This is a genomic window from Pseudoalteromonas sp. ASV78, assembly GCF_047806705.1.
GTDB lineage: Bacteria > Pseudomonadota > Gammaproteobacteria > Enterobacterales > Alteromonadaceae > Pseudoalteromonas > Pseudoalteromonas prydzensis_A.
The window spans coordinates 968,094-990,386 of sequence record NZ_JBLOPA010000002.1; the positions used below are offsets into that span (position 1 = coordinate 968,094).

Here is a 22,293-nt window from a genome sequence, read left to right on the forward strand (position 1 = left end):
TATTTAACTTTTATAATTACTGCACAACGCTATTCGCACCAATCTACGTCTGTACTTATTTTTTCTACATTACTTTTATTTTCAGTTAGCCACGTATCAATAACTAATGAAGGTTTAAATTCAGAGCCTGTGCCTGGCCAATAATATGTTCCCTTTTCATCCAAACAAAGCGCTACATAAATTGAAGCAGAGTTAAAAACAATATCTTCACCTTGCTCCACAACCATCTCATAGCTTAGCTTTTTATGAGTTTTACCTTTGTATGTTGCTAGCACTTCAGCAGAGTAAACGTGCTTTTCAGATTCATCCTCTTCACGGAAAATTTCAACATTTGTGATTTTTACTTTAGCCAAATAATCAGCACTACTAACTACTTTTTTAAAAATCTTTAGCTCTAATAAATCAATATATTTAGCCTTTGTACAAAAACTAAGGCTCAATAAAACAATAAACGTAATCAGCGTTTTTAATTGGCTAAAAATCTTCAATAGAAGCTAATGTACTAATAGCAGTACTGTCACAAATCCAGTATTTTTTACTATTATTTTTTTGTAATGTGACTGATTTTTCCTTTGTTACTGTATCAAACTCCTCACTATAGTAATCACTCACGGTAATTTCATTGTCATCGTGCGCAAAAACTATACTATGCTCTGTTACTAAAGAACGATGATAACTTAGTTTTCTCACATCATTCACTAGACCTATGTTAGCCAGTTTTAACTCTGCAGTGTTGAATTGTTCTAGCTGATACGTACCACCCGCTTCAGTAATTACGACATCAATCGATGTTGGCTCATTAGCATGGCATTTAAAAACAACCATTGACTCATTTTGAGATGCACTACACGAAGTTATAAAGCATAATGGTAAGGCGATTAACACCTTAGAGAGTTTATTTTTCATCATATTTATCAAATGCCTTTTGTAATTTAATGTCATACTTATTCTGAGCGTACTGTGAGCCGTTGTAGCCTTTCGCAAATGCAGCCCAATTTAGCGTTAACAGGTGTTTTTCTAATCCTTTACTTTTTACAAAGCTAACAAATGCATCCAACTGTTTTCTTTCTGAACTAAACATTGTTTTAACAAACGCTTCAACACTGGCAAAGCCAGACGCACTGTAGTTAAACCCCATAATTTGAAAACGACCCCAAGAAGCTGATTTCAAGGCCTCTGTGACATCTAATTCCATCGCCTTTTCAAGCCTGGCATATTCTTGAGAACCTCCTGTATATAAACTACGGTTCCAGCTTCTGCTTGAGATAGTTGGGTGACTTGTATCAAACCTATGATTTGTAAAGCGAGAGAAAATATGGGCTTCATATAGAACCTTAGGTTTGCCATTTGGAAAAAATGCGTCACCTGCTGACTCGACTTCAGCAACAGCTTTAATTGCTGCAATTTTACATCCAAGTTGATTCGCAATATCTTGGTAATCAGACTCTGACAATTTTTGCACATCGGTAGACGCTATCGGTAATTTAAAATGGACCTGACTTGTTTCTGCGATTAGCTTTTCATTGATTTTTTTATGTGTACGACCATTCGGATCTATTTTCCCGTCTGGGCGAACCATGTTTAATACTTTACTTTGAAATAATTTAATGGCGCCAATAGTTTTTGAGCTCTCTGGGCGTGAGTTTAAGCGACCATCCACAATTAAAGCTTGTGTAGGCGGGATAAGTTTAAGCAATTTATTTAAAGCCGTTTGCACGGCTTTTACATCGTTTAAGCTATTTGTTCCACCAAGCCCTACGGCTTGAGTTATTCTTATTGATGACATCGAAGCGTCCTTTTCTTTAGTGTCATGTTGTTTAAGTACAACGTGTTCGTAGTGAATTAACACCCACTATTTAAGGTGGGTGTCTGTTATTCGTGTTATTTTTAAATTTAAACCAACTTAAGTAGGCTTCTACCAATTATTTATAGCCTATCTTATTTATTAAATGAGTGGCTCAGAAGTTATCTGAGCCTGTAAAGCAATGTTAGTAGCCAATACCCATGTAAGGAGAGACTTTTACAGCCGCAATCACTACCTGATTTAGTTTTTCTAACATCCAATACAAAATTCGCTTAGCTTGCGCGTATGTATAATCAACTGCTATCACGCCCGGCTTCCCTACAAAATTGAGAATATGCCCTAATAACCCCTGACAATCTTCAGCATATTTAGATGACATTTTAGATATTTCAACCAAGCTACGAGCTAAAGCATCGTAAATAGTTAGCGTTCCAGCAACCACGCCTTGAGCAAGAATGCTGGTGATTTTGCCACTTTCTCTTAGTAACGTTAGTAAAGCACTCGTTATTTTTTCAGCCCAATGAGCATTAAAAGAGGCATGATGGCGATTGTTGTATTTTAGACGTGTCATCGTTAAGTTAGATAAAGAACCCTTTTCCATGCTCTTATAATCAGGATAACGTGATGCAGTATTGATATACCCAGGCGCATTTCCCGCCATTTTATGTGCAGCACCTGTAAGTGATACGCATGTGCTTATTCTGTACTCACTCCCTGCATGAACAAATGGCCAAACAGGAACCATAGGTACAGGGTCACTTCGGTGTACTGCCCTATAAATTCCATTTAGGCTGGTTTCACTTTGAATAGCAAAAGGGTTATGACCAACTCTTGGAGAACCAAAAGTGTATAATTTTACAGGCACTTTATATTGCGCTTTAATCCAATTTGCTGCTAGCGTTGCTAATGCTCCACCAAGACTATGGCCAACACAATGAACGGGGCGACCACCTATCTTACTCAATATAGCTTTTAACTGAGGCTTGATAGACTCAAAAGTACGGTTAAACCCAGCGTGAACTGCTTTATAATTTGGCCCAACGGTTAAACCACAATGTAAATCCGTCAAAGTATCAGCAATACCTGCTGTACCACGAAAAGTTAGTACAACTTCACCTTTATGAGCGCCTTCTTTAGAACCAATTCCAAAAAAGCCAAAACCCGTTGCATGATTTAGCACGTGTTCAGCCACAGTACCTGAAATTCCAGTAAAAGCAGATTTTTTTGAATCAAACACAAAGTGCTTACTTATTATTCTACTCGGCTCTATGTTTGATGAGCTCTTTGATACTGCTGCAATACTGTCATATGCAAATTCAGCTAATTGTGCCGCTACACTTGGCGATAAAATATTCATGTAAATTCCTTTTCTATTTAAAAATCTTTAAAATAATCTTCGCTATCTTCTATCTCATAAATTTCAAAATCATGTTCCCATCTACAAATACTTGAACCATCAAACTCCAAATTTGGATTTTCATGATTAGGAAAAACAAAGTTTACTTCTGTAGAATCTAAATCAGCATTTAAACTGCTCAGCTTTTGTTTGTATTCACTAGGCTCACTTATTCCGCTTAGCTTTGAACCCCAAAGCTTGTATTTTTTATCAGCATATACAGCCGTAATAGTTTGATAAGTAACCTCATGCGAGAACATATCACCGGGTATTTTTGATTCAATAACGACTTCAGGTAAATAAAATGAACCATCAGGAGCTGTTGTTACCTGATCTTCTTTTTCAACTTTGTGTGCAAATTCCAGGGTGCGATTTATTAAAGCACCCTCAACTGGGTTACCGTTTAAAGTAATAATCCCTTTAACTTCAGAGCACATGTGTACATTGTATTTTTTTATTAAACCAAACATAGTGGTTTTAAACCTCTGCTTTTATAATTGAAGCCCCAAATTAATCTTCGATTATGTCCATTATTCTATCGTAATCCACATCAACAGGTTCAGGATCAGGGGTACCAGTTACAAGAAAAGATAAATAATCTGTAAAGCTATTAAACTTTGAAACCTCTTGACCATACGTTTCAGTTAGAAATAGACCAACCTCACCAGCGCGTTCAGACTCTTGCGAAAATAAAAAATAATAGCCTCCCCCTGCCCATTTACCAATAACTAAACCTTGTTGAGGTACAGATAAATAGGATGAGTCATGATCATAAAAATCATGGTAATACTTTGTTTTTCTAATAGCACAGCATAACTTTTCATATCGCTTATTATCCCCAACTAAACCACTGACTACACCACCAAACCAAAAGCAATATCCGTAATGTTTAATGAAGTACTTATAGTCTTTCGGTAGCACAATTTTCAGTTGGGATTCTAGGTCTGCTATTTCTTCTGAAGGAACTGCACCTCTTTGCGTATAATTTTTATTTTTTTTTGCTTTGCCAATAATAGCTTCTATTTCGTTAAACATACTTATTCTCTCTTTTCAATATTAGATAAATTAGGACCATTACTACTAGAATCATAAGGACAATGACCTTCTTCATACCAGTGAAGCTCTTTATTTTTACTTCTATGATAATAGTCGGGTAATAACTCTAAGTTATTTAATTCATTTGGATCTTCATCAATTTCACATCTAAATATTGGCTTTTTGTGATGGACATTATACCCTTCAGGCACATCGCCTGAAATTTGCATATCTATAAGTTCATCTTCACTAAAATGCTTATGAGCTACATGGTTGTCATCATTAAGCGCATCTGTTGCATAGTTTGATATATATTCATCTCGTTTAGACGGAAAAGCTTTCCTAGCTATCTCAACTTCACCCACTGTACGTTTGTGATATTTAGTTGGTTTCGAATCAGGGTTAAGCTTAACACGCTCGCTGTTGATAACATGCTGTTCAGCAAATTGCGCAGTACTGACAACCAAAGGACTCACTTCGCCTGACTTACTCACTTTATTGAGTTTAATTAAGCCATTTTCTTCATCAAGACCGGTTATATCATATTCATATTGTTGCCTGTACATCCTGACTTTGCTATCTTTTGGTCCATACTTTAGAGTCGATTTTTGTGGTTCATCAATAACAGCACTTGCAATCGCAATTTCTAAAATTTTATTTTTCGTGGCTTCATTAATACCACCTGAAGAAACCAAATTAGAAAGCATTCTATCAAGCTTTTCTTCACCTTCTTTACACAATAACCCCATCGGATCCACCCAATTAACTGGGTTCGGTGCATATTGATAGTGGTTTATTCCACCCACTAAACCAATCGGGTCTTGGTTTATAAAGCGCTGTTGTTTGGGGCTGTAATAACGGTAGCGGTTGTAATGTAAGCCGCTTTCCTCATCTAAATATTGTCCTTGAAAACGTATTGGTTGAGTAAAAGAGTCTTCTTTATTTAACTCTGATTCTGCTTTTAGTTCTTCGTAACCATATACATCGGCTTGGTTTTCCCACACGACTTCTGCTTTGTTGTTGGTTACAAAGCGTGGGGTATTAAGTTGGTCTAAGTGGTAGTAGTACACCTCGCCTTGTTTAATTAGTGCGACTGGGTGAAATTGGTTTGGCAGGTTGATGTACCAAGTATATTCACCGTGTTGGTATTCGCCAATTAGCTGATCGTTATCCCAAATGTAGTCAATTTTGCCATGCTCGGTGTGCTTGGCGATACGGCGCCCGAGTGGGTCGTAGTCGTATTGGGTGAGCGTGCCGTTGTTGTTAAAACAGCTTAGCTGATTAAACGCGTTGTACTCGCGACGGGTTTTTATGCCTTTGCCGGTTTCGCGTATTTGGTTACCAAATTCATCATAATGAAAGTCGCTATCACCAAAGTGGGTTAAACGGTCGGCATCTGTGGTGCCTTTAATGATCCCATCGTCTTCGCTTAGGTCACTAGCAAGCGTTGCAGGCCTTGAATCGCTATACTCACTATGAATTTCACTAGGTGTGTTAGCTAACTGTTTGTTTTCAATATTATTAATGGTATCGCTAGCATCACTTGGCTGAGTAGTTTGCTGCTCGGCTAATTCGTTATTTTGAACAGTTGACTGGCTAACTGGATTACCAAAACTGTCCCACTGGTATTGCGTGGTTGTATCAACATCAGAACTCGCTAAGTTTTGCTGGATTAACTGGCCAAGACTGTTGTACTCAAAATTAATATTATGACTGCTTACACCTTCCTCTTTACGGGCAATAAGCTGGTTTACGTTGTCATAATAGTAGGTACAAGTATCGAATAGCGCTTGCGCAGGATGGGTTAACTGCTGCTGTGTTAAGCGGTTAAATACATCAAACTGTTGGCTAAGGGTTATGTCGTTGCCAAATTGCTGTGTTTGAATATTGCCTTGGCTATCGTAGCTTAGCTGTGCAAGTTCAACAGCCGTGCTATTGGCTTTTTGTAAGTGAATGCTACTTAACTGACCAAATTTATTGTAACTGTAGTTCAGTTTACTTGCATCTGGCAAGGTCAGGGACTGCCTTCTGCCGTATTCATCGTAGCTGTATTTTAGGGTATGAGCTTGCTGCTGATTATGTACTTGTTCAGCACGAACCAGTCGTCCGCCTTTATCAAACTGCTGTTTTAAGGTGGAATGCGCATTATGGGCACGGGCTATTTTACCTTGTAGCGTATAACTGTAGTAGTTGGCGTTATTAACGATGTGGGTATCGGTTGCCAAACTGGCATGCTGCGCAGTCACGCGGCCTAATTTATCGCGCGCTATTTTTACATGGCGTTTATCACTTTGTGTGACCGACGTTAAACGGTTACAGGCATCGTATTTATATTGCTGTAGCGTGCCATCAAACCCAATGACTTGCGTTGGGTTTTCGTTCGCATCGTAACTTATACGGTATACATGGCCGTCGCTGCGCTCAATGGCGGTTAAATTACGCTCTTTGTCGTAGGTTAAATGCAGTGCACTGCCATCGGGCTGAATGACACAATGAGGCTGACTTAGCCCTTCAAAGTGTTGCTCGGTGGTATCGCCATTACTGTTTTGCGAACTAATGAGTCTGCCCGCATCATCGTAACTAAAGTGTTGATGCTGTTTGTTATCAGGATCATTTTCATCAAAGGCAATGGTTTGCGCAAGCTGGCCATGCTCATTGTATTTATACTGGGTAAGCAGCCCTGCGTTGTTTATCGTCGCATTTACACGGCCCAAATTATCATAGCTGTAGCGAACAAGTTCATCGTTATGATGCTTGGCTAATAACTCACCCTGCTCGTTCCAAACAAACTTAGTTATTTGCCCAGTCACACTCACATGTTGAGTTAATTGCCCTAACTTATCGTGGCTATAAAGTGCAGTGCGACCATCAGCAAAGGTTTCACTTTGCAGCAAGCCTGCAACGCTGTACTTGCGCGCTATTGTTTGGCCATCAGGTAAAGTGGTTAATACTCGTTGCCCAAGTTGGTTATACGCAAAATGAGTTTGGCTGCCATCTGGCTGAGTGATTGATTCCAATTGGCCATAAGCCGTATAACTGAATTTTATTTGGCTGTTATCAGGCTTTATTTCCGCTACTTTTTGGCCTTGAGCATTGTATGAGTACTGCCATACATTGCCATTCGGGTCGGTGCGTTTAACTAATTTACCTTGCGCATTATGAACAAAATGTTCTTGGTGCCCATGAGAATCTATACAGGTTGTTTCACCTAACTCAGGGTTGTACTCAAACCGGTAAGCATAGGTATTATTATCACCCCATTGCTTAATGCATTTAGCGTTCGGTGAGTAACTATCCCATTCAAAATGATGGCTAAAGCCGCTGGCTCGGGTACGTTTAGTTAATAAATTAGCGGCGTTATAAGCATAACGCTCAACTTCATTTTGTTGATTAGTGGCTAGTACAAGGTTGTTGTTTTCATCATATTCATAGCTTGCTAATAGCGGCGAGAGCAATTGCTGTTTGTTGTTTTTATTTGTGTAGTAAGGCGCTATTTTGCTTAACAAGCCTTGCTGGTTATAACTAAGTATACAACCACGGACTTTGTTTACTTCAATGCGATTAAGGCGCTCTTTAGCATCATAATAAAACTGTATGCTTTGGCCTTTTTCGTTAATTATCTTTTCAAGCAACCAAGAGTTTTCACCTGCTTTAAACGTTAAATGCTGATCATCAGGTGTGACCAACACTTGCTTACCATTGGTTTGGTAATGCAACGCAAGATTACTACTTAATTGGTAGCTTGATTGTCCTGGTTTTACCTTTTCAAAGCGGTGTTTAGCCCCGTGTTCATCCTGATATTCAAGCCAGTAGGTGCCTTTTTGTTTTGGCCCAACGATCGGTGGCGGTAAATAATGCTCAGTTAAATTGACCATAAAGTCATGGCGCCAACCATTACCCATAGTACTGCATACATCAGCATGTGATGAACGATATAAACGTCGCCAAATTAATTGTTTACTGCCTGCAAGAGTAAAATCGATTAACGGAAGAATTTCTTCTCCAGATAACATTGATACAGGATCTGAGCGGCACTCTTGTTGATCAATGGGCGTTTCACTGGCGGCAGTGTTACTTGCCGCGCCCGCTTTATTGACAGGGGCTTGTGAAGCACTTTTACCTGAGGCTTTAGTAGCTCCTTTTTTGGCCGACTTTTTAGCAGCGCCGCTATTGGTATTATCACTCACCTGAAGCGCAGCTTTGGCTTTTTGATGGTAACAGCTCACACTGCCAGCAATTAATGCTTTACTTAGTACGCTGGCGACTTCTCGCGCTGATGCGCTACGTGGGCAGTGTACACCTGCACTCGTTAGCAGGTTTATAAGATCAAGACGCTTTGCTACATCAGTCGTTAATGTACCGCCAATTTGGGCTATTTGCGCTTTTGCACTATCTTGGGTGTTAGCAGTAACACTAAAGTACCCCGGTGGTACAGCACCTTTGCCAGCAACAAAACAAACAGGGTAACTTGCTCCTTGTAAAACAACGATATTACTTTGCATTGTTGTGTACTTCCTCACTTATCCATAAGTATGATGCCGTGGCTTGATATTTTGCTTGCTCTTGTGAAATCACCAACGCATGGGTATAGCATTCAACAATAGCCGGGCTTGTGGTCAATTGATATAAATTGACAATTCCTTCTAAGGCACCCATTTTACCTAATTTATAGTTAGGTAATTCATAATGTGTATGTTCATTTATTACTTGATCAAGTAACTGTAAATTGTTTAGCCACACGTCACTGTCAGGCTCAATGCCATTTCCAGGGGCAAAAATAACCTCTATTGCTTGCTGTGCAGTTTGTGCTGTTTTAACAAACATGCCAGACAACTGATCGTGTTTAATAAAATCAATTGAAGGCGCTAAATAATGGCTTGTTTGCACCCAGCCCACTTTTTTAGCTGTAACCACAGCGAGTATTCCAGCCACGCCTTGATAGCTAAATTCCCCCTGCTTATTTGCTTTAAACGTTGCATCTAGTGCAATTACATTTACTTTATGCCAAGCATTTTTTTGTACTAACGCTATTAGTGCACTGCCGCCAGTTGCCCCATAAAATAGCAGGTGGCTAACATGCTCTGGGTACAACCGCTTTAAACTATTTGCTAAAAGTTGCTTAAGTTCATCTTGATAAGCAAGCGCAGGTAATAACCAGACTAATGGCGCTTGTGGGTCTTCAACCTTAGCAAATAATTCTTTGGATTTTATTATGCAATCATATAAACACGCATCCCAAGATTGCCAACCGTGATGCTCATTAATCGATGACGTTTCACCGTATATCAACGCATCAATATCGTGTGTAGACAAACTCGAAAACGATTCAATCGAAACACTAAACGCCTTCATGCCGGTACTCCTGCATTTAACTTTTCCGCAGCTAAATGTTGATAGTAACGATGTAAATTAAACACCGCTTGGCTATAGCAATCCATTGCTGATATTTCGATTGCATTGAGCTTGGCATTCAGAGCATTACCTGCAATTAACCGCAACGAGGCTAACTGTTCCTCATATTTAGGCCAGTTGAGCTGCAACTGCTGTTTAAAGTCAGCACATGCTTGTTGTTCACCGTGCCACGCGCTTGTTTGCGTTTCAAAATCGACGAGCAGATCAAGCTTGTCACCTAACATTCGTCTCATCAGGGCAATTAAACTACTCGGGTTTTCTATTTTATTGAGGGATGCATTGACAAGTGGCAGCAATTTAACAAAGCCACTTTGTAGCAATACTTGCAGTACATCCACTGTCGGCAAATTACGACTCGCGTGGTTGCCGATCGCATTAACCTGCTCCCAAGATAACGACAATAAAAAAAGTGACATTAACGGGGAATTAACAAGCTCACTTTGGCATAAAAAATTAAAACCAGTGATTAAATTTTTTATATCCGATTGACTATCCACTAAAATCGTCAACTCACTTTTAGCAAGTGTTTGAACTGCTGGATTTTGGCTTGTTGAAAAAGCAAAATATAAGGTTTGTAAATCAATTAATGCGATTAAATTATAGCTATGCTGCTGCAATAACACTTTACAGACAATCTGTTTTGCAACATTGTGTAAGCTAGGTTCGTTAAGCAAATTATTAATAAAAATAAGATTAATATTTTGCGGTAGATTAGCCATGATCTCGATACATGCTTGTGAGATTGCAGCTGGGCTTATATCGTCATTCAATAAAGAGACTAGTTGTTCTAAATTTGGCTGAGTGAATCGTTGCGCAATTTGCTTTTTTTTAGCCGTTAGCCAACATGACTCTAACAGCCGCTTTTGTTGTGTTTTAACATAACCTACAGAAGTAAACGGACAGCGCTGAGCATCGCTAATTTTCATAAGCTGCGCTTGATGATCACTTAAATAGATAGATAACAAAATCAGCCACCGATCAATACAGTAGGATTACCAATCACAATTTTCCCACCATGTGAGCTATCATCACCCATCCGAGCTGCTGGCTTGCCATTAATTTTAACGCTTCCTGATCCTGATTTAATACTATCCGGAGGGCCAATACATACCAACATATCGCCTTTACGCGCAGCCGGCATACCACCAATTAATACGTTACCAGAGCCAACAACCACAGGGCCTCCAACATGAGGAACTGTTCCCGTGGTTTTAGGACAAACGTGCATATGACCAATTGTAGCGGCGGGCTTACCCATTATGACTCCTTGTCTTATTAATATTTATGCAACAGCATTATTCACATTTACAGTATTGTATTATTCAAATAGAGGAATAATTAGCAGTTTACTTTGTGAAGTTAAAATAGATAACAGTTCTATTAACTCAGCTTGATTATAATCAGCAAGTGCAACCGGACTTTGCATCACATACTGATAGAGAACCGACACTATATCTGCGCTATTTAAAGCAGGATGTAAATTAACAAAAAACTGCTTTGCGTAATAACCATTTAATGCTTTTAAATGGCTTAGCGCAGGATTAAGTAGTGGATCATCAGGTCTATTTATTGGTAAACAAATTAAATGAGGTAGACCATAACGGCAATATACAACATATCCATTATTGTTTATCCCGCTTCTAACTCCTGATTTAAAGCCGTTTATTATTTCCATATTTGCACTAATTTAACTTAATTATGCCAGCAGACAATGTAATTGCACTACCGTCAACTTTAATATTACTGCCTTTAATATCGATATTAGTGCCTTCAATTGTAATATTACCGCTGCTGCTCATTTTTATTTGCGCAGATCCGGTTTTTATAACAATTTCATCGCCAGCTTCAATATTTAATGTTTTGCCAACTTTGAGCGTATCGTTTTCACCAATTTCACTAACACGATTTGTTTTTACATTTAAGGTATCGTTATTGCCAACGTCTACTGTACGATCATTGCCAATGAGCACCTTATTGTCATTACCAATTTCGACATTATGATCGTTATCAGTTTTGTCATTTTGATCGTTTTTAACGTACAGTTGTTTATCTTTTTCCGCCTGAATATAAACAAGCTCACTGCCCTTTTTATCTTCAAAACGTAGTTCGTTAAAGTTGTCTGCTCCGCCTTCTTTGGTAGAACGTGTTTTAATACCGCTTTGTGTTTTTTCAGCGGGTAAGGCGTAAGGAGGCATTAAATCAGCATTATAAATAGCGCCACTGATAATAGGCTGATCAGGATCGCCATTTATAAAATCAACTAAGACTTCTTGCCCTACACGTGGGAAGAAAAATGCACCCCACTTCTTGCCAGCCCAGTTTTGAGCAACCCGGATCCAACATGAACTCTTGGAATCTTTTTTACCTTCGCGGTCCCAGTCAAATTGCACTTTCACGCGACCATACTGGTCAATCATGATTTCATCAGCGCTGTCGCCGGTAACAATAGCGGTCTGAACTCCATTTATTACAGGCTTTTTCTTATTAACTTGTGCTCTGTATGGAATTTCTTTTGGTACACATTCAAAATGGTTTGCATACACTTCTTCTGCACCAGCCTGCTGCGCACCGGACTGGTTTGGCACTGTGATTGAGGTCATCATCGAGGTAATAACGAATGTTTTACCCTCTAATCTCGGATCTTCATGCTTTTTAAAACTAAATAACTTACCAACAGTAAAAGAGCGGCAATCGCTTCGGCCACTTGAAAGTTTCATATCGCGTTGCAGCGATTCTAATTGCACAGAGGCTAAATTTGCAGCCCGTGGGTGGCACTCTGCTTCACCTGTATATTCGAATACTTCAGAGACTGATTGTGTTGGTAACTCTGGATTAGCCTGCTCACCATCAGGGTATCTTGATGGTTGTTTAAAATCATAACCAACACGCTTAAAGCTACCAGGGGCTAAGCTCAACCCGCCTTGCCAACGCGAAATATGCGACGTGCTTAGGTGTCCTGTTGAATACACAACTTTACTTTCATCACACACTTCATAAGCGGTAATATCATCAGCTAAAACAAGCGTGTGAGCACTATTGCTATGCTCGAAAAAATAAAAAATGCCTTCTTGCTGCAGTAAGCGCTGAATAAAATCAAAATCGGATTCTTGATACTGAACACAGTATTCGTATTTTGGGTAGGTTTTGCTGGTTTTATCTGAAAAGGCGACATTATGCTGGCCAAATAAATCAGCAAAAATATCTTTAATGGTTTTTTTCTGATATATGCGACTGTTCTTACGGTTACGCATCGAGGCGGCAAATGGAACAATCGTTGCCTGATAATCAATATAGTTTTTTTGTTCGTCAATATCGGCTGTACGGCTGCCATTTGACACAAGGTGACTAACAATACCGTGATAATAACGCTCACCACCACCATCAGCATTTTTTACTTTAATGGATACGGGTTTACCGACTAAGTCTTCGTGAGCTATTTGCTGGCCAATTGTATACATGTTAGCTGACATAACAAATAAATCAGACATTGCCTCTTGGGCAACAAAGCGAGTTAAATAAAGGGCATCTTTACCAGCAGGGGTGCTAATTTGAATTACGTTTTTATCTTGTGTAGCTTTTTGCATTCCTTGCTTTTCCCATCCTAAAGATCAAAAAAAGCTCTGAGCAAAGCCCAGAGCCATTACGAGACAACAAATATTACATTTGTTGACCTTTAACACCGCTGTAACCATATACAAGTGGAGCAGTAATGTTATTTTTGTCATCAGTAGGAGTAACAGTCATCATCATTTCTGTGTAGCTGATAGTGATTGTTTCGATCGGACGATCGTTTTGTACTGATACTGAGTAGCTAGAAATCATTGCATCGGTAAGTTCGATTTTCATGATTTCTTCAACTTTATCACCTTGCTTAGTGATATGGAAAATAGCTGGAAGACCTTTACCAATTGTTGCTTCTTTGAAAAGATCCGGAGATGCTTTATCTTGAAGTTTAGTAATTGTTACGTCACCAAGACGAGTAGAGCTTGACTCACGGTCCATCGCTGTACCAGTCGCAGCACTAATTTCACGGCTTACGTTCCAATCTAAAGATAATACTGTAATTAAATCTTTAAAAGACTCAGCAGTTGTTTCGCCTTTGATTGAACCGTACTTTAAATATGTATTTGCTTGCATTTGATAATGCTCCTTTTTATTAAACAATGTTATCCATTTAGCCTGGATTCTTTTCTTTGGTTTCCCAAAACTTCCTTTGAAATCATTATCTCTAATACTGCAATGAAAAGGCCCTAAAAATCCTTTCCTTAGACGAAGACAATGTCTCAAAATTCCATGTAGTGATTTAAGGCACCAAAATTATAATGCCATAAAATTTAATAAACAACCTTATTAGCGGTTATTTATTAAATTATTTTTAATTAATATTAAGCTCAAATTCATTATCTTTAACTTTCAACAATATATTATTTATTTCGTTATTTTCTATCATACTGAAAAGTAGGACTTCAGAAAGCATTGGCAACACTTTATTTTGCAATATTGTATGAATATTTCTAGCACCTGACCCAGCGTTTTGGCAGTTTGCAACAATATAGTCAATAACGTCATCATTATAAGCCAACTCAGCATTATAATTTTTATCAACTCGCTTGATTATTTTAGCCAATTGAATCGCTGCAATTTCAGTAAGGATATCATCACTTAATGGAATATAAGGAATGACATTAATACGACCTAAAAATGCTGGTTTAAAAGCAGTAAGTAAATCATCTTGTAAGGCCTTTAATAAACCTTTGATACTTGGCTTACTCTCTTCGTCTTCAAATAGGCTCATAGTGGTATCTGTGCCCACATTTGAGGTCATAATGATAATGGTGTTCTTAAAATCAATATCACGTCCTTCGCCATCTTTGATGGTGCCCTTATCAAAAACTTGATAGAAAATATCTTGCACACCAGGGTGCGCTTTTTCCATTTCATCTAACAACACAACACTATAAGGTTTTCGTCTCACGGCTTCAGTTAGAATGCCGCCCTCACCATAACCAACATAACCAGGAGGTGAACCTAATAATAATGAAACTTTGTGTTCTTCTTTAAATTCAGACATGTTGATCACAGTGACATTTTCTTCACTGCCATATACTTCCTGCGCTAGTGATAAAGCGGTCTCTGTTTTACCAACCCCACTTGGGCCGGCGAGCATAAATATCCCATTAGGGCGACTTTCATCGGCAAGCTGTGCCCGAGAGGTTTGTACAACTTTAGCTATTAAATCCAGGGCATGATCTTGGCCAACCACACGCTGTTTCATGTGTGATGCTAAGTTCAAAATGCCATGAATTTCATCTTCATGCATTTTACCAACAGGAATACCTGTCCAGTCTGAAATCACCTGCGCAATAAGCTCTTCACTAACCTGCCAGTGCACCATATTTTGCTCAAACGCAGCGAGCTTTTCTTTACTGAGCTTTAGTGACTCAAGCATTGCTTGAGATGCTTCTTGCTCTTGCGTATTAACAAGTTCAAGCGTTTGATTTAATTCTGAGACAATCTCTTTCTCGAGCTTAAATTGCTCGTTGAGTGGCAGTAGTTGCTGATCAATACTAAGCAATTCTGCTTTTAAATTATCTAACTGCTGCGAATGATCTAAGCCCGTTTTTTGTTCACGATTTAACATTTTTATTTGCGTTTCAATCACACTCAGGCGATTCACTAATTGTTCTATCGTGTTAGGGGTAGACGCTTGGCTCATCGCAACGCGGGCACAAGCAGTGTCCAAAAGAGCAACTGCTTTATCTGGTAGTTGCCTTGCGGTAATGTATCGATGTGAAAGATGAACAGCACTTTCCAGCGCCTGCTCAGAAATAAATACCTTATGGTGGCGCTCCATTACAGGGACTAAACCTCGTAACATCGCAACCGCTTTTTCTGGCGTTGGCTCTTCAACTTTTACAACCTGAAAACGGCGAGTCAGCGCGGCGTCTTTTTCAAAAAACTTTTTATACTCTGCCCATGTGGTTGCAGCAATTGTACGTAATTCACCACGGGCTAGTGCTGGTTTTAATAAATTAGCAGCGTCGTTTTGACCCGCTTGACCACCACTGCCGATCATGGTGTGTGCTTCATCGATAAATAAAATAACCGGATCAGCTGAATTCTTAACTTCATTAATTAATGACTTTAAGCGATTTTCAAACTCTCCTTTCATGCCAGCGCCAGCTTGTAGTAGCGCTAAGTCTAAGCTATGAATTCTTACATTTTGTAAGACAGCTGGCACATCTTTTTGCGCAATTCTAAGTGCTAGGCCTTCTACAACAGCTGTTTTACCAACCCCTGCTTCACCCGTTAAAATCGGGTTGTTTTGGCGGCGTCGTGTCAAAATATCGATCATTTGTCTAATTTCAAAATCACGACCTAAAATAGGGTCTATTTTACCTGCACGTGCTTGCGCAGTGAGATCAACTGTAAATTGTTCAAGATTTGGCGTTTTAGAATTCATGCTTGCTTGTGTTGCCGTCGCATTTTGCGCTGCATGGTTGCGCTCTTGTGATTGCGCCACAATTTCAGGCCAAGCATGTAATAGCTGGCCCGGATCAATTTTATTAAATAACTTACTACAGCGGGTAACCAAACTAGCTAGCGTGTCGTCTTTCGTTAATGTATAAATAACATATGCACTGCGAATTTGCTGATCCGTAAATTCTATACTGGTACTTAACCAAGATTGTCTTAATAGACTCGTAACATGCACAGATAAACTAGGCGAAGACTCACTCCCGGTTTTGAAAGATTCAAGAGACTGATTTAAGTCCTGTTGCACTTGATCAATGTCGATATCAAATGAACCAAAAATAAGCCTAACATCATCAAGCTGCTGCTCGACCATGGCGAGTAACCAATGCTCAAGTTCAACCGTAAAGTGACTGCGGCTATTACAAATTGCAACAGCCGCCTCAAGGCTTTTTCTGCAGTCGGGACTCAGTTTTTCAACTAATTTATTCAGTGTCATCGAAGACATACTCTGTTCCTTTTAATTTTAATTATCCCTTAAACGATAACTTAGTAGGGTTTGATTTTGATTTGTCATGCTGTACCGCTAAGAAACTATTCGCTCCTAGCTGACAATTACTCTGCGCTAGCGATACAGAACCTAAGCTTGCAAAGTGCGATTCAATGACTAAACGAAAATTAATGGCATTACCCACATAATCTTTGGTAATTTTGTTAGCTAATTTGAATAACGTTCCATTGGGTAGTAATAATTTGGCCTTTTGTGGATCATCTGTCGCAATATTTACTTCAATGTTCGACGATGCATCCCACACTTTTTTACCTAACATTGTATCTATACCTAAGCGAGCATGTTGGCCCTCATATAACGCTTGGCTCGCTAAACAAGTTTGCTCTTGTGCATCTAAAGTATGCCATTGACCAACCATTTGCTTAATGGTGACCTGGCAATCTAAATACGATGATAGAATGTTTTGTAAATCAGCTGCATTTCTGATTTTTCGGCTATATAAACCAGAAAAATACAGTTGATGTTCGTTATAACCACCACTTAACAAACCTAAAATTTGTGTGTAGGGATCTTTATTTCTAGCGCTGTTGGTATGATTAAGCGAAGGCTTATATTTTTTCCATGCACGGTAATATAAAGAGACTAAGCGGTGGTTAAACATGTCGTAAAAGTCACGCATAGTGGTATCTTTATAGCGTAGGCGCTGCATTACTAATTCACTATAAAACTGCGGTAATGCGCCTGAGCATCCCGTTAAGCCCATAAACGAAACTTGCATTTGCACTTTATGTAAGCCGTCTTCAAAGCCAATTTCTTCAAGCTTGGTAATTGCATTACCTGGATAACCAAATTTTTGAGTTGCCGTAAATTTGATCAGCTCTAACTTGGGGCTACTATCGTAACCCACATGGCGATACTCTAAGCCACGCTTTTTAAGTTGCTTTTCAACGATAAAAACAGCTTTATAAAAATCAATTTGTGAGGCTTGAGAAATTAGATGCTTGATCATAAAAGTGGATTATCTCCCACTCGCGCAGGCCACTGATAATAGATTTGTTCCTGCTCTTTCAATCTAAGACTTAGGCGTGTGTAACTATTAATTGCAGCAAATTGTGCAAAGAAATGATCTAAAATCGCAGCAAAGAAAAACATACCACTACCAGAGAAATCATCATTGGCAAATGTGATTTCAATTTCACTACCCGTAGCAAAACTTACCCGCCCCTGTTGTACAACTCGTGCTGTTGAAGGGGCTATTTTTAATCGATAAATATTATCAATCATACCTTTACTTTGTGGCGTCGCCCTAAAGTCATAAAGCCTTAAAATTTCTTTTAATCGATTACAAGCATCATCACCAGTGAAGGTATCTAACGTTAAATGATTTACTAACTGCCATCTTGTTGCATCGGCTAGAATTGGCCGAACAGCATGAGTAAAGGGAGTGAGGCAACGGATTTTTTTTATTACGTCCCCGCGCTCAGGCATTAATAAGCCTAATTCATCATCGCCAAACGGCATACTGGCAGGTAAGTTCCTATTACTGCACTTCGCTCTTACCGTTAAAACAGAGTTACCTTCACCATATTCCAATGCACTGTTTTCAAATGTAGCATCAACAAGTGACATAAAAGTCTCAGTACCTGACTCTACATAACCTCCAGCCCATGAGGCTGTTTCTCGGCGAATATGCCAAAATAAATCATTATGGCCTTGATACTTTGGATGAGTTTGCCCATAAAAAGGCGAGACCACTTGTTTATTGCCTTTATGATCAAACGCAATCACTTCAGAAATGGCAATCACTTCAGAGATCTCAGAGTCCATATAACGCGGTGTTAATTGGTATTCATATTCACTTATTTGTGGCCGGATTGGCTCTAATTCTTGCTCAAACAAGTTAATGATAGGCGTGCAGCCGAGCAAAAACATGTTCTTATCGACTTGCTTTTCAAGCTCATTTGACTCGGTATCAAGGTAAATATAAATTTCGCATCGGTTTGATAACTTAGGTAACGAAGCTGCGATACCGTCAATTTCAAAAAACCGAAATTTCTCAGGAAACGTAAAGTTCTCAACAAGTAAACGATAACCACCAGATGAACGTTGCGAGTAAGGAACAACGGCTTCATGCGGCTCAAAACCAACCGCTTTAAGCTGGTTTTTTGATAAATATTTAATCCCTTCTTCACCATTATCTATGGCTATACCAATAGCGTGCTTAAAAAGTAATTCGTACACTTTTAATGTGTGATGCCATTGCCCATTAATAAACACTCTCAGTTTTTCAAGGCCTGTTTCAGCCAGTGATACACCTTTGTATTCACCCGTTAATTCAAGCTTGAATATTGATTTAGCACGTTCGTGCCAACGAGGTTTAGGCGCAACAAATGGGCTGTTATCAAACTGAGCATGGGTAATTTCTACCGGCCATAAGTAAGTTTCATAGCATGTCTGAAACTTACACTGCTTCATAGACTCAACATTGGTTTCAACTTCACTGGCTCTTGGAATAACCACGCCCGCCGTAGATAAATTTTCAGCTTCTAACTTAACAACTGACATCGACGGAATGGGCGCTTGGTAATCAGGCAACATTTGCCCTAGTAAAGCATCCGTCAACTCAGGGAAACTATCATCTAATTTTTGTCTAATGTTGGCGGTTAAAAAAGCAAAAGACTCTATTAATCGCGATACGTGTGGATCTTCAATATGATCCTCACTCAGCTTTAAACGACCTGCTACTTTTGGGTATTTTTCAGAGAAATCTTTACCTAAGTGACGCACAAATGCTAATTCACGATTGTAATATTTTAATAGTTCATCGTTCATAATGACGCCTCAATAATCTTCATGCCAAGGTTCACGGGCTCTACTTCTGAATCAAAACTAATAAATTCCGGCTCAGGATCCGCGTATAAAAGGGCATTGATCCTTAAATTAAGCACCCGGTTTATTGGCACATCTTCATCTGTAAATACTTCGACTTCTAGAAAGCGTGGTTCAAACTTTAAAATTGTATTTCTGACGGTCTCACATAACAGTGCCCGTCCTTCATGAGAACTCACTGACATACTTGAAAAGTCAGGCAAACCATAGGATAAGCATGACGTAGACAATTCATTATACTGAGCAGGCCAGGTGTGCCATTGAATACGAGCATTTAGCAAAGCTTCAATGTCTCTGCGCACATTTTTACGAAGCTCACTAATCGTGATCCCTTCAGTACGCGAGGGTGCATCTTGAAAATTTGGCTCATCGTCAATCAATCGATCAAGGATGGATGCTTGTAGCTGTTGCTTATGCTCTATCATGAGAATTTAACTTTTTGTTACGCTGTTTCTAACGAGCTTATTTGTAAGTCAGGGATGGTGATTGCTTCATCATTAGCAAAAACCATTTTCATCCCTTTCCCTACCATAAAATCAGTATTAAGTTCTTGCCAGTCTGATACTTGACCAAGTTTTTCGAGATCTGATTCAGAGTTAGCATAAATAAGTGGGATGTGGGCAGTACCAGAGGGACCATCTTTAATTGTGATTTCAACTCTTAACCAAATGGTTTCAAGTAAAGATTCTACTGGCTCTATTTTTAAGGAATCAATTTCATTAAAGTTAGCTAGATAGAATTCACCATTAGTACCCAATACCTCTAAATACGGTCCTAGCGTATCATCCAAGTCACGCGTTGCAGTGCCGTCACCTTGTGAGCTTCTAAATTCTTCCATTTCTTGTGCAAGTCCAGCCGCTTGCTCAATCTCGCCCTCTTGCAAAGCAACATGCATTTTTAAAAACAGGGTATCGAGTGCATCTGCGTCATGGAACAGTTTAGGGATGCCCTTTCCTTGATAGAAATCAATTCTTGATTGTTGAGCGCGAATTAAATGCCTTAAATTAATTGCACCAACGGCAAACTCAGGGTTCTTTTGCACCATAAAATCAATCTGCCTATCGGCTTTTTCAAGCTCACCATTAATGCAAAGAAGTTCTGAATAAAGACTTCTTACATCATAATTTAATGGTTCATCTTGCAGCTCAGTTGCACAAGAAGCTAAAGCTTCTGCAAGTTTTCCCTCTCGAATGAGGCTGGTTATTTTTTTCATGACTATTCCTTTATTTTGTGATGAGGACTGAGCTCTGTTATTAATTTAATACTGGAGACCATTTGATCTAATTGAAAATGAGGCTGTAACTGCAAAACTGAAAAATAATGACCGGGATTTGCCTTATTCTCGCTTACTTTAATTTTTGCATTACTCAGCGGATACTTACTTCTCACATACTCAGACGCTGAGTCTGACGCGGTTGTATAATTGTTGATCCACGCCTGTAAATCACGCTCACATGCTTGTGCTGTGTTGTATAAACCAACTCGGTCCCTTGCTAACAGCTTTAAATAATGAGCAAACCGAGAGACACACAAAATGTATTGCAACATAGATGACAAACGGGCATTGATGTTTGCTGCACTTGATTCATAGTTTTTTGTTTTTTGAACTGATGCATTACTATAAAAAACAATATGCTCTGTGTTAGTAACAGATGAAGTGGGGATAAACCCAAGTTCCGAAAACTGTTTTTCAAACTTACTCGTTACCAATAAATCAAGTGGCGGCTTTGATTCTTTTTGATAAATATCATTGGCAAAATTATCTTTGGCTAACCCAGTCACTAATCCCTTGGATACCTTACCGGGTTCCATGCCACGAATATGCCCAAACCAACCACTATCACAGTAAGCACGAATAATCGTTGAAACAAATTGATAAGCTGCATTTCCCCACAACATATCTGTTTCAGGGTCATTAATTTGCTCTTTAAAATAAAAATCTTGATGCCGTTTACCGTCATTCTTATATGGCGGGCGCACTAAAACATGAGGCAAAGTAAGCCCTACAAACCGAGCTTCTTCCATGCTTCTAAAGCTTTGCCACTTAATATATTCAGGTTGATCAAATTGATTAAACAAATCTGAGTGATAACCTAAATCGGAAAAATTATCTGCACCAAATAAACTTGCAGATGCCGAGCAAATAAACGGTGCAAAAGCCGCTGCTGCGGTACGTGAGATTTCTTTAATTGTGTCGATATCGTTGTAAATAGATCCTTGCGAAAACATATTACTAATTTCGTAATCACCTATTACGACACCGAAAGGTTCACCACCGGCGCTATCAAATTCACTTTGGTACAACAATTGAAAAAATAAGCTTTGGTCAAAATCGATTGCTTTATTGACATCTTTTGAAAGCGTTGCCCAATCACAGTTCAATACTTTTATTTTTACTTTATTTTCTTTGTCGTATTGTTCTGTTTGTAACAGCAACCACCATAAGTTACGCCAACTTGCTTCTAATTTTTGAAAGCGCGGTTGATGAATAATTAAATTTAACTGATTTGATATTAGTTGATCGAGTTCAACGATAACTTTTTGTAAATAAGGACTAAGTGATTCCTTACTCCATGTGATAGGTGAATCAGAAGAGCCTTCAAGCCATAATAACAAGGCCTTGTCTAAGTTTTTTTCATACAAAAAACGGTCAAGCAAGGCATCATTATCACTTATACGAGAGTGCGACTTTTGGAAAAAAGTAACATCTTGATTTATAAATGAAAACTCTTCATGATTCATTTTACAGCATTATCCTTAACGCTAAAGATC

19 protein-coding genes are annotated in these 22,293 nt (G+C 38.9%); all 19 read right to left on the reverse strand.

What is annotated here, in order from left to right; genetic code table 11:
- Positions 1–29: 29 nt before the first annotated feature.
- Positions 30–488, reverse strand: coding sequence for a hypothetical protein (locus tag ACMVDV_RS22170; protein WP_416159708.1), 459 nt, complete (start codon positions 486–488; stop codon positions 30–32).
- Complete coding sequence (locus tag ACMVDV_RS22175) at positions 475–909, reverse strand: hypothetical protein (protein WP_416159709.1); 435 nt, start codon at positions 907–909, stop codon at positions 475–477. Before ACMVDV_RS22175 ends, ACMVDV_RS22170 begins: the two co-directional genes overlap by 14 nt.
- Positions 896–1,786 carry an N-acetylmuramidase family protein gene (locus ACMVDV_RS22180; RefSeq protein ID WP_416159710.1) on the reverse strand — a complete coding sequence of 297 codons (891 nt, stop codon included), beginning with the start codon at positions 1,784–1,786 and terminating at the stop codon, positions 896–898. The genes ACMVDV_RS22175 and ACMVDV_RS22180 overlap by 14 nt, the downstream gene beginning before the upstream one ends.
- Positions 1,787–1,988: 202 nt before the next feature.
- A complete protein-coding gene (locus ACMVDV_RS22185; protein ID WP_416159711.1) occupies positions 1,989–3,041 on the reverse strand; it encodes a lipase family protein in 1,053 nt (350 codons plus the stop codon).
- Between the two features lie 137 nt (positions 3,042–3,178).
- Entirely contained in the window at positions 3,179–3,670 is a 492-nt protein-coding gene (locus ACMVDV_RS22190; RefSeq protein WP_416159712.1) for a DUF6795 domain-containing protein, read from the reverse strand.
- 40 nt (positions 3,671–3,710) lie between these two features.
- Entirely contained in the window at positions 3,711–4,235 is a 525-nt protein-coding gene (locus tag ACMVDV_RS22195; protein WP_416159713.1) for an SMI1/KNR4 family protein, read from the reverse strand.
- A gap of 2 nt (positions 4,236–4,237) precedes the next feature.
- Positions 4,238–8,737 carry an RHS repeat-associated core domain-containing protein gene (locus ACMVDV_RS22200; RefSeq protein ID WP_416159714.1) on the reverse strand — a complete coding sequence of 1,500 codons (4,500 nt, stop codon included), beginning with the start codon at positions 8,735–8,737 and terminating at the stop codon, positions 4,238–4,240.
- Positions 8,727–9,587 (reverse strand): hypothetical protein, encoded by an 861-nt coding sequence (locus tag ACMVDV_RS22205; RefSeq protein ID WP_416159715.1) that lies wholly within the window; start codon positions 9,585–9,587, stop codon positions 8,727–8,729. The genes ACMVDV_RS22200 and ACMVDV_RS22205 overlap by 11 nt, the downstream gene beginning before the upstream one ends.
- Positions 9,584–10,573 carry a hypothetical protein gene (locus ACMVDV_RS22210; protein WP_416159716.1) on the reverse strand — a complete coding sequence of 330 codons (990 nt, stop codon included), beginning with the start codon at positions 10,571–10,573 and terminating at the stop codon, positions 9,584–9,586. The genes ACMVDV_RS22205 and ACMVDV_RS22210 overlap by 4 nt, the downstream gene beginning before the upstream one ends.
- 41 nt (positions 10,574–10,614) lie before the next feature.
- Positions 10,615–10,905, reverse strand: coding sequence for a PAAR domain-containing protein (locus tag ACMVDV_RS22215; RefSeq protein WP_192542323.1), 291 nt, complete (start codon positions 10,903–10,905; stop codon positions 10,615–10,617).
- Positions 10,906–10,965: 60 nt separating this feature from the next.
- Positions 10,966–11,322, reverse strand: a complete 357-nt coding sequence (locus ACMVDV_RS22220) for a hypothetical protein (protein WP_192542322.1) — start codon at positions 11,320–11,322, stop codon at positions 10,966–10,968.
- A 7-nt stretch (positions 11,323–11,329) separates the two neighbouring features.
- Entirely contained in the window at positions 11,330–13,231 is a 1,902-nt protein-coding gene (locus ACMVDV_RS22225; protein ID WP_304181480.1) for a type VI secretion system Vgr family protein, read from the reverse strand.
- A 73-nt stretch (positions 13,232–13,304) separates the two neighbouring features.
- Complete coding sequence (locus ACMVDV_RS22230; protein ID WP_024032870.1) at positions 13,305–13,784, reverse strand: Hcp family type VI secretion system effector; 480 nt, start codon at positions 13,782–13,784, stop codon at positions 13,305–13,307.
- Between the two features lie 238 nt (positions 13,785–14,022).
- Positions 14,023–16,629, reverse strand: coding sequence for a type VI secretion system ATPase TssH (tssH, locus tag ACMVDV_RS22235; protein ID WP_416159717.1), 2,607 nt, complete (start codon positions 16,627–16,629; stop codon positions 14,023–14,025).
- 22 nt (positions 16,630–16,651) lie between these two features.
- Positions 16,652–17,641 (reverse strand): type VI secretion system baseplate subunit TssG, encoded by a 990-nt coding sequence (gene tssG, locus ACMVDV_RS22240; protein ID WP_416159718.1) that lies wholly within the window; start codon positions 17,639–17,641, stop codon positions 16,652–16,654.
- Positions 17,638–19,464 (reverse strand): type VI secretion system baseplate subunit TssF, encoded by a 1,827-nt coding sequence (tssF, locus tag ACMVDV_RS22245; protein ID WP_064664609.1) that lies wholly within the window; start codon positions 19,462–19,464, stop codon positions 17,638–17,640. Before tssF ends, tssG begins: the two co-directional genes overlap by 4 nt.
- Entirely contained in the window at positions 19,461–19,946 is a 486-nt protein-coding gene (gene tssE, locus ACMVDV_RS22250; RefSeq protein WP_064664610.1) for a type VI secretion system baseplate subunit TssE, read from the reverse strand. Before tssE ends, tssF begins: the two co-directional genes overlap by 4 nt.
- 17 nt (positions 19,947–19,963) lie before the next feature.
- Positions 19,964–20,734, reverse strand: a complete 771-nt coding sequence (locus ACMVDV_RS22255; protein WP_064664611.1) for a type VI secretion system accessory protein TagJ — start codon at positions 20,732–20,734, stop codon at positions 19,964–19,966.
- 2 nt (positions 20,735–20,736) lie between these two features.
- Positions 20,737–22,263, reverse strand: a complete 1,527-nt coding sequence (tssC, locus tag ACMVDV_RS22260) for a type VI secretion system contractile sheath large subunit (protein ID WP_416159719.1) — start codon at positions 22,261–22,263, stop codon at positions 20,737–20,739.
- Positions 22,264–22,293 lie beyond the last annotated feature (30 nt).

Bases quoted from the DNA above. Each gene is read 5' to 3' on its own strand.
- ACMVDV_RS22175 (WP_416159709.1), bottom strand. From the start codon at position 909: ATGATGAAAAATAAACTCTCTAAGGTGTTAATCGCCTTACCATTATGC.
- ACMVDV_RS22180 (WP_416159710.1), bottom strand. From the start codon at position 1,786: ATGTCATCAATAAGAATAACTCAAGCCGTAGGGCTTGGTGGAACAAAT.
- ACMVDV_RS22190 (WP_416159712.1), bottom strand. From the start codon at position 3,670: ATGTTTGGTTTAATAAAAAAATACAATGTACACATGTGCTCTGAAGTT.
- ACMVDV_RS22195 (WP_416159713.1), bottom strand. From the start codon at position 4,235: ATGTTTAACGAAATAGAAGCTATTATTGGCAAAGCAAAAAAAAATAAA.
- ACMVDV_RS22200 (WP_416159714.1), bottom strand. From the start codon at position 8,737: ATGCAAAGTAATATCGTTGTTTTACAAGGAGCAAGTTACCCTGTTTGT.
- ACMVDV_RS22205 (WP_416159715.1), bottom strand. From the start codon at position 9,587: ATGAAGGCGTTTAGTGTTTCGATTGAATCGTTTTCGAGTTTGTCTACA.
- ACMVDV_RS22210 (WP_416159716.1), bottom strand. From the start codon at position 10,573: ATGAAAATTAGCGATGCTCAGCGCTGTCCGTTTACTTCTGTAGGTTAT.
- ACMVDV_RS22215 (WP_192542323.1), bottom strand. From the start codon at position 10,905: ATGGGTAAGCCCGCCGCTACAATTGGTCATATGCACGTTTGTCCTAAA.
- ACMVDV_RS22220 (WP_192542322.1), bottom strand. From the start codon at position 11,322: ATGGAAATAATAAACGGCTTTAAATCAGGAGTTAGAAGCGGGATAAAC.
- ACMVDV_RS22225 (WP_304181480.1), bottom strand. From the start codon at position 13,231: ATGCAAAAAGCTACACAAGATAAAAACGTAATTCAAATTAGCACCCCT.
- ACMVDV_RS22230 (WP_024032870.1), bottom strand. From the start codon at position 13,784: ATGCAAGCAAATACATATTTAAAGTACGGTTCAATCAAAGGCGAAACA.
- tssH (WP_416159717.1), bottom strand. From the start codon at position 16,629: ATGTCTTCGATGACACTGAATAAATTAGTTGAAAAACTGAGTCCCGAC.
- tssG (WP_416159718.1), bottom strand. From the start codon at position 17,641: ATGATCAAGCATCTAATTTCTCAAGCCTCACAAATTGATTTTTATAAA.
- tssF (WP_064664609.1), bottom strand. From the start codon at position 19,464: ATGAACGATGAACTATTAAAATATTACAATCGTGAATTAGCATTTGTG.
- tssE (WP_064664610.1), bottom strand. From the start codon at position 19,946: ATGATAGAGCATAAGCAACAGCTACAAGCATCCATCCTTGATCGATTG.
- ACMVDV_RS22255 (WP_064664611.1), bottom strand. From the start codon at position 20,734: ATGAAAAAAATAACCAGCCTCATTCGAGAGGGAAAACTTGCAGAAGCT.
- tssC (WP_416159719.1), bottom strand. From the start codon at position 22,263: ATGAATCATGAAGAGTTTTCATTTATAAATCAAGATGTTACTTTTTTC.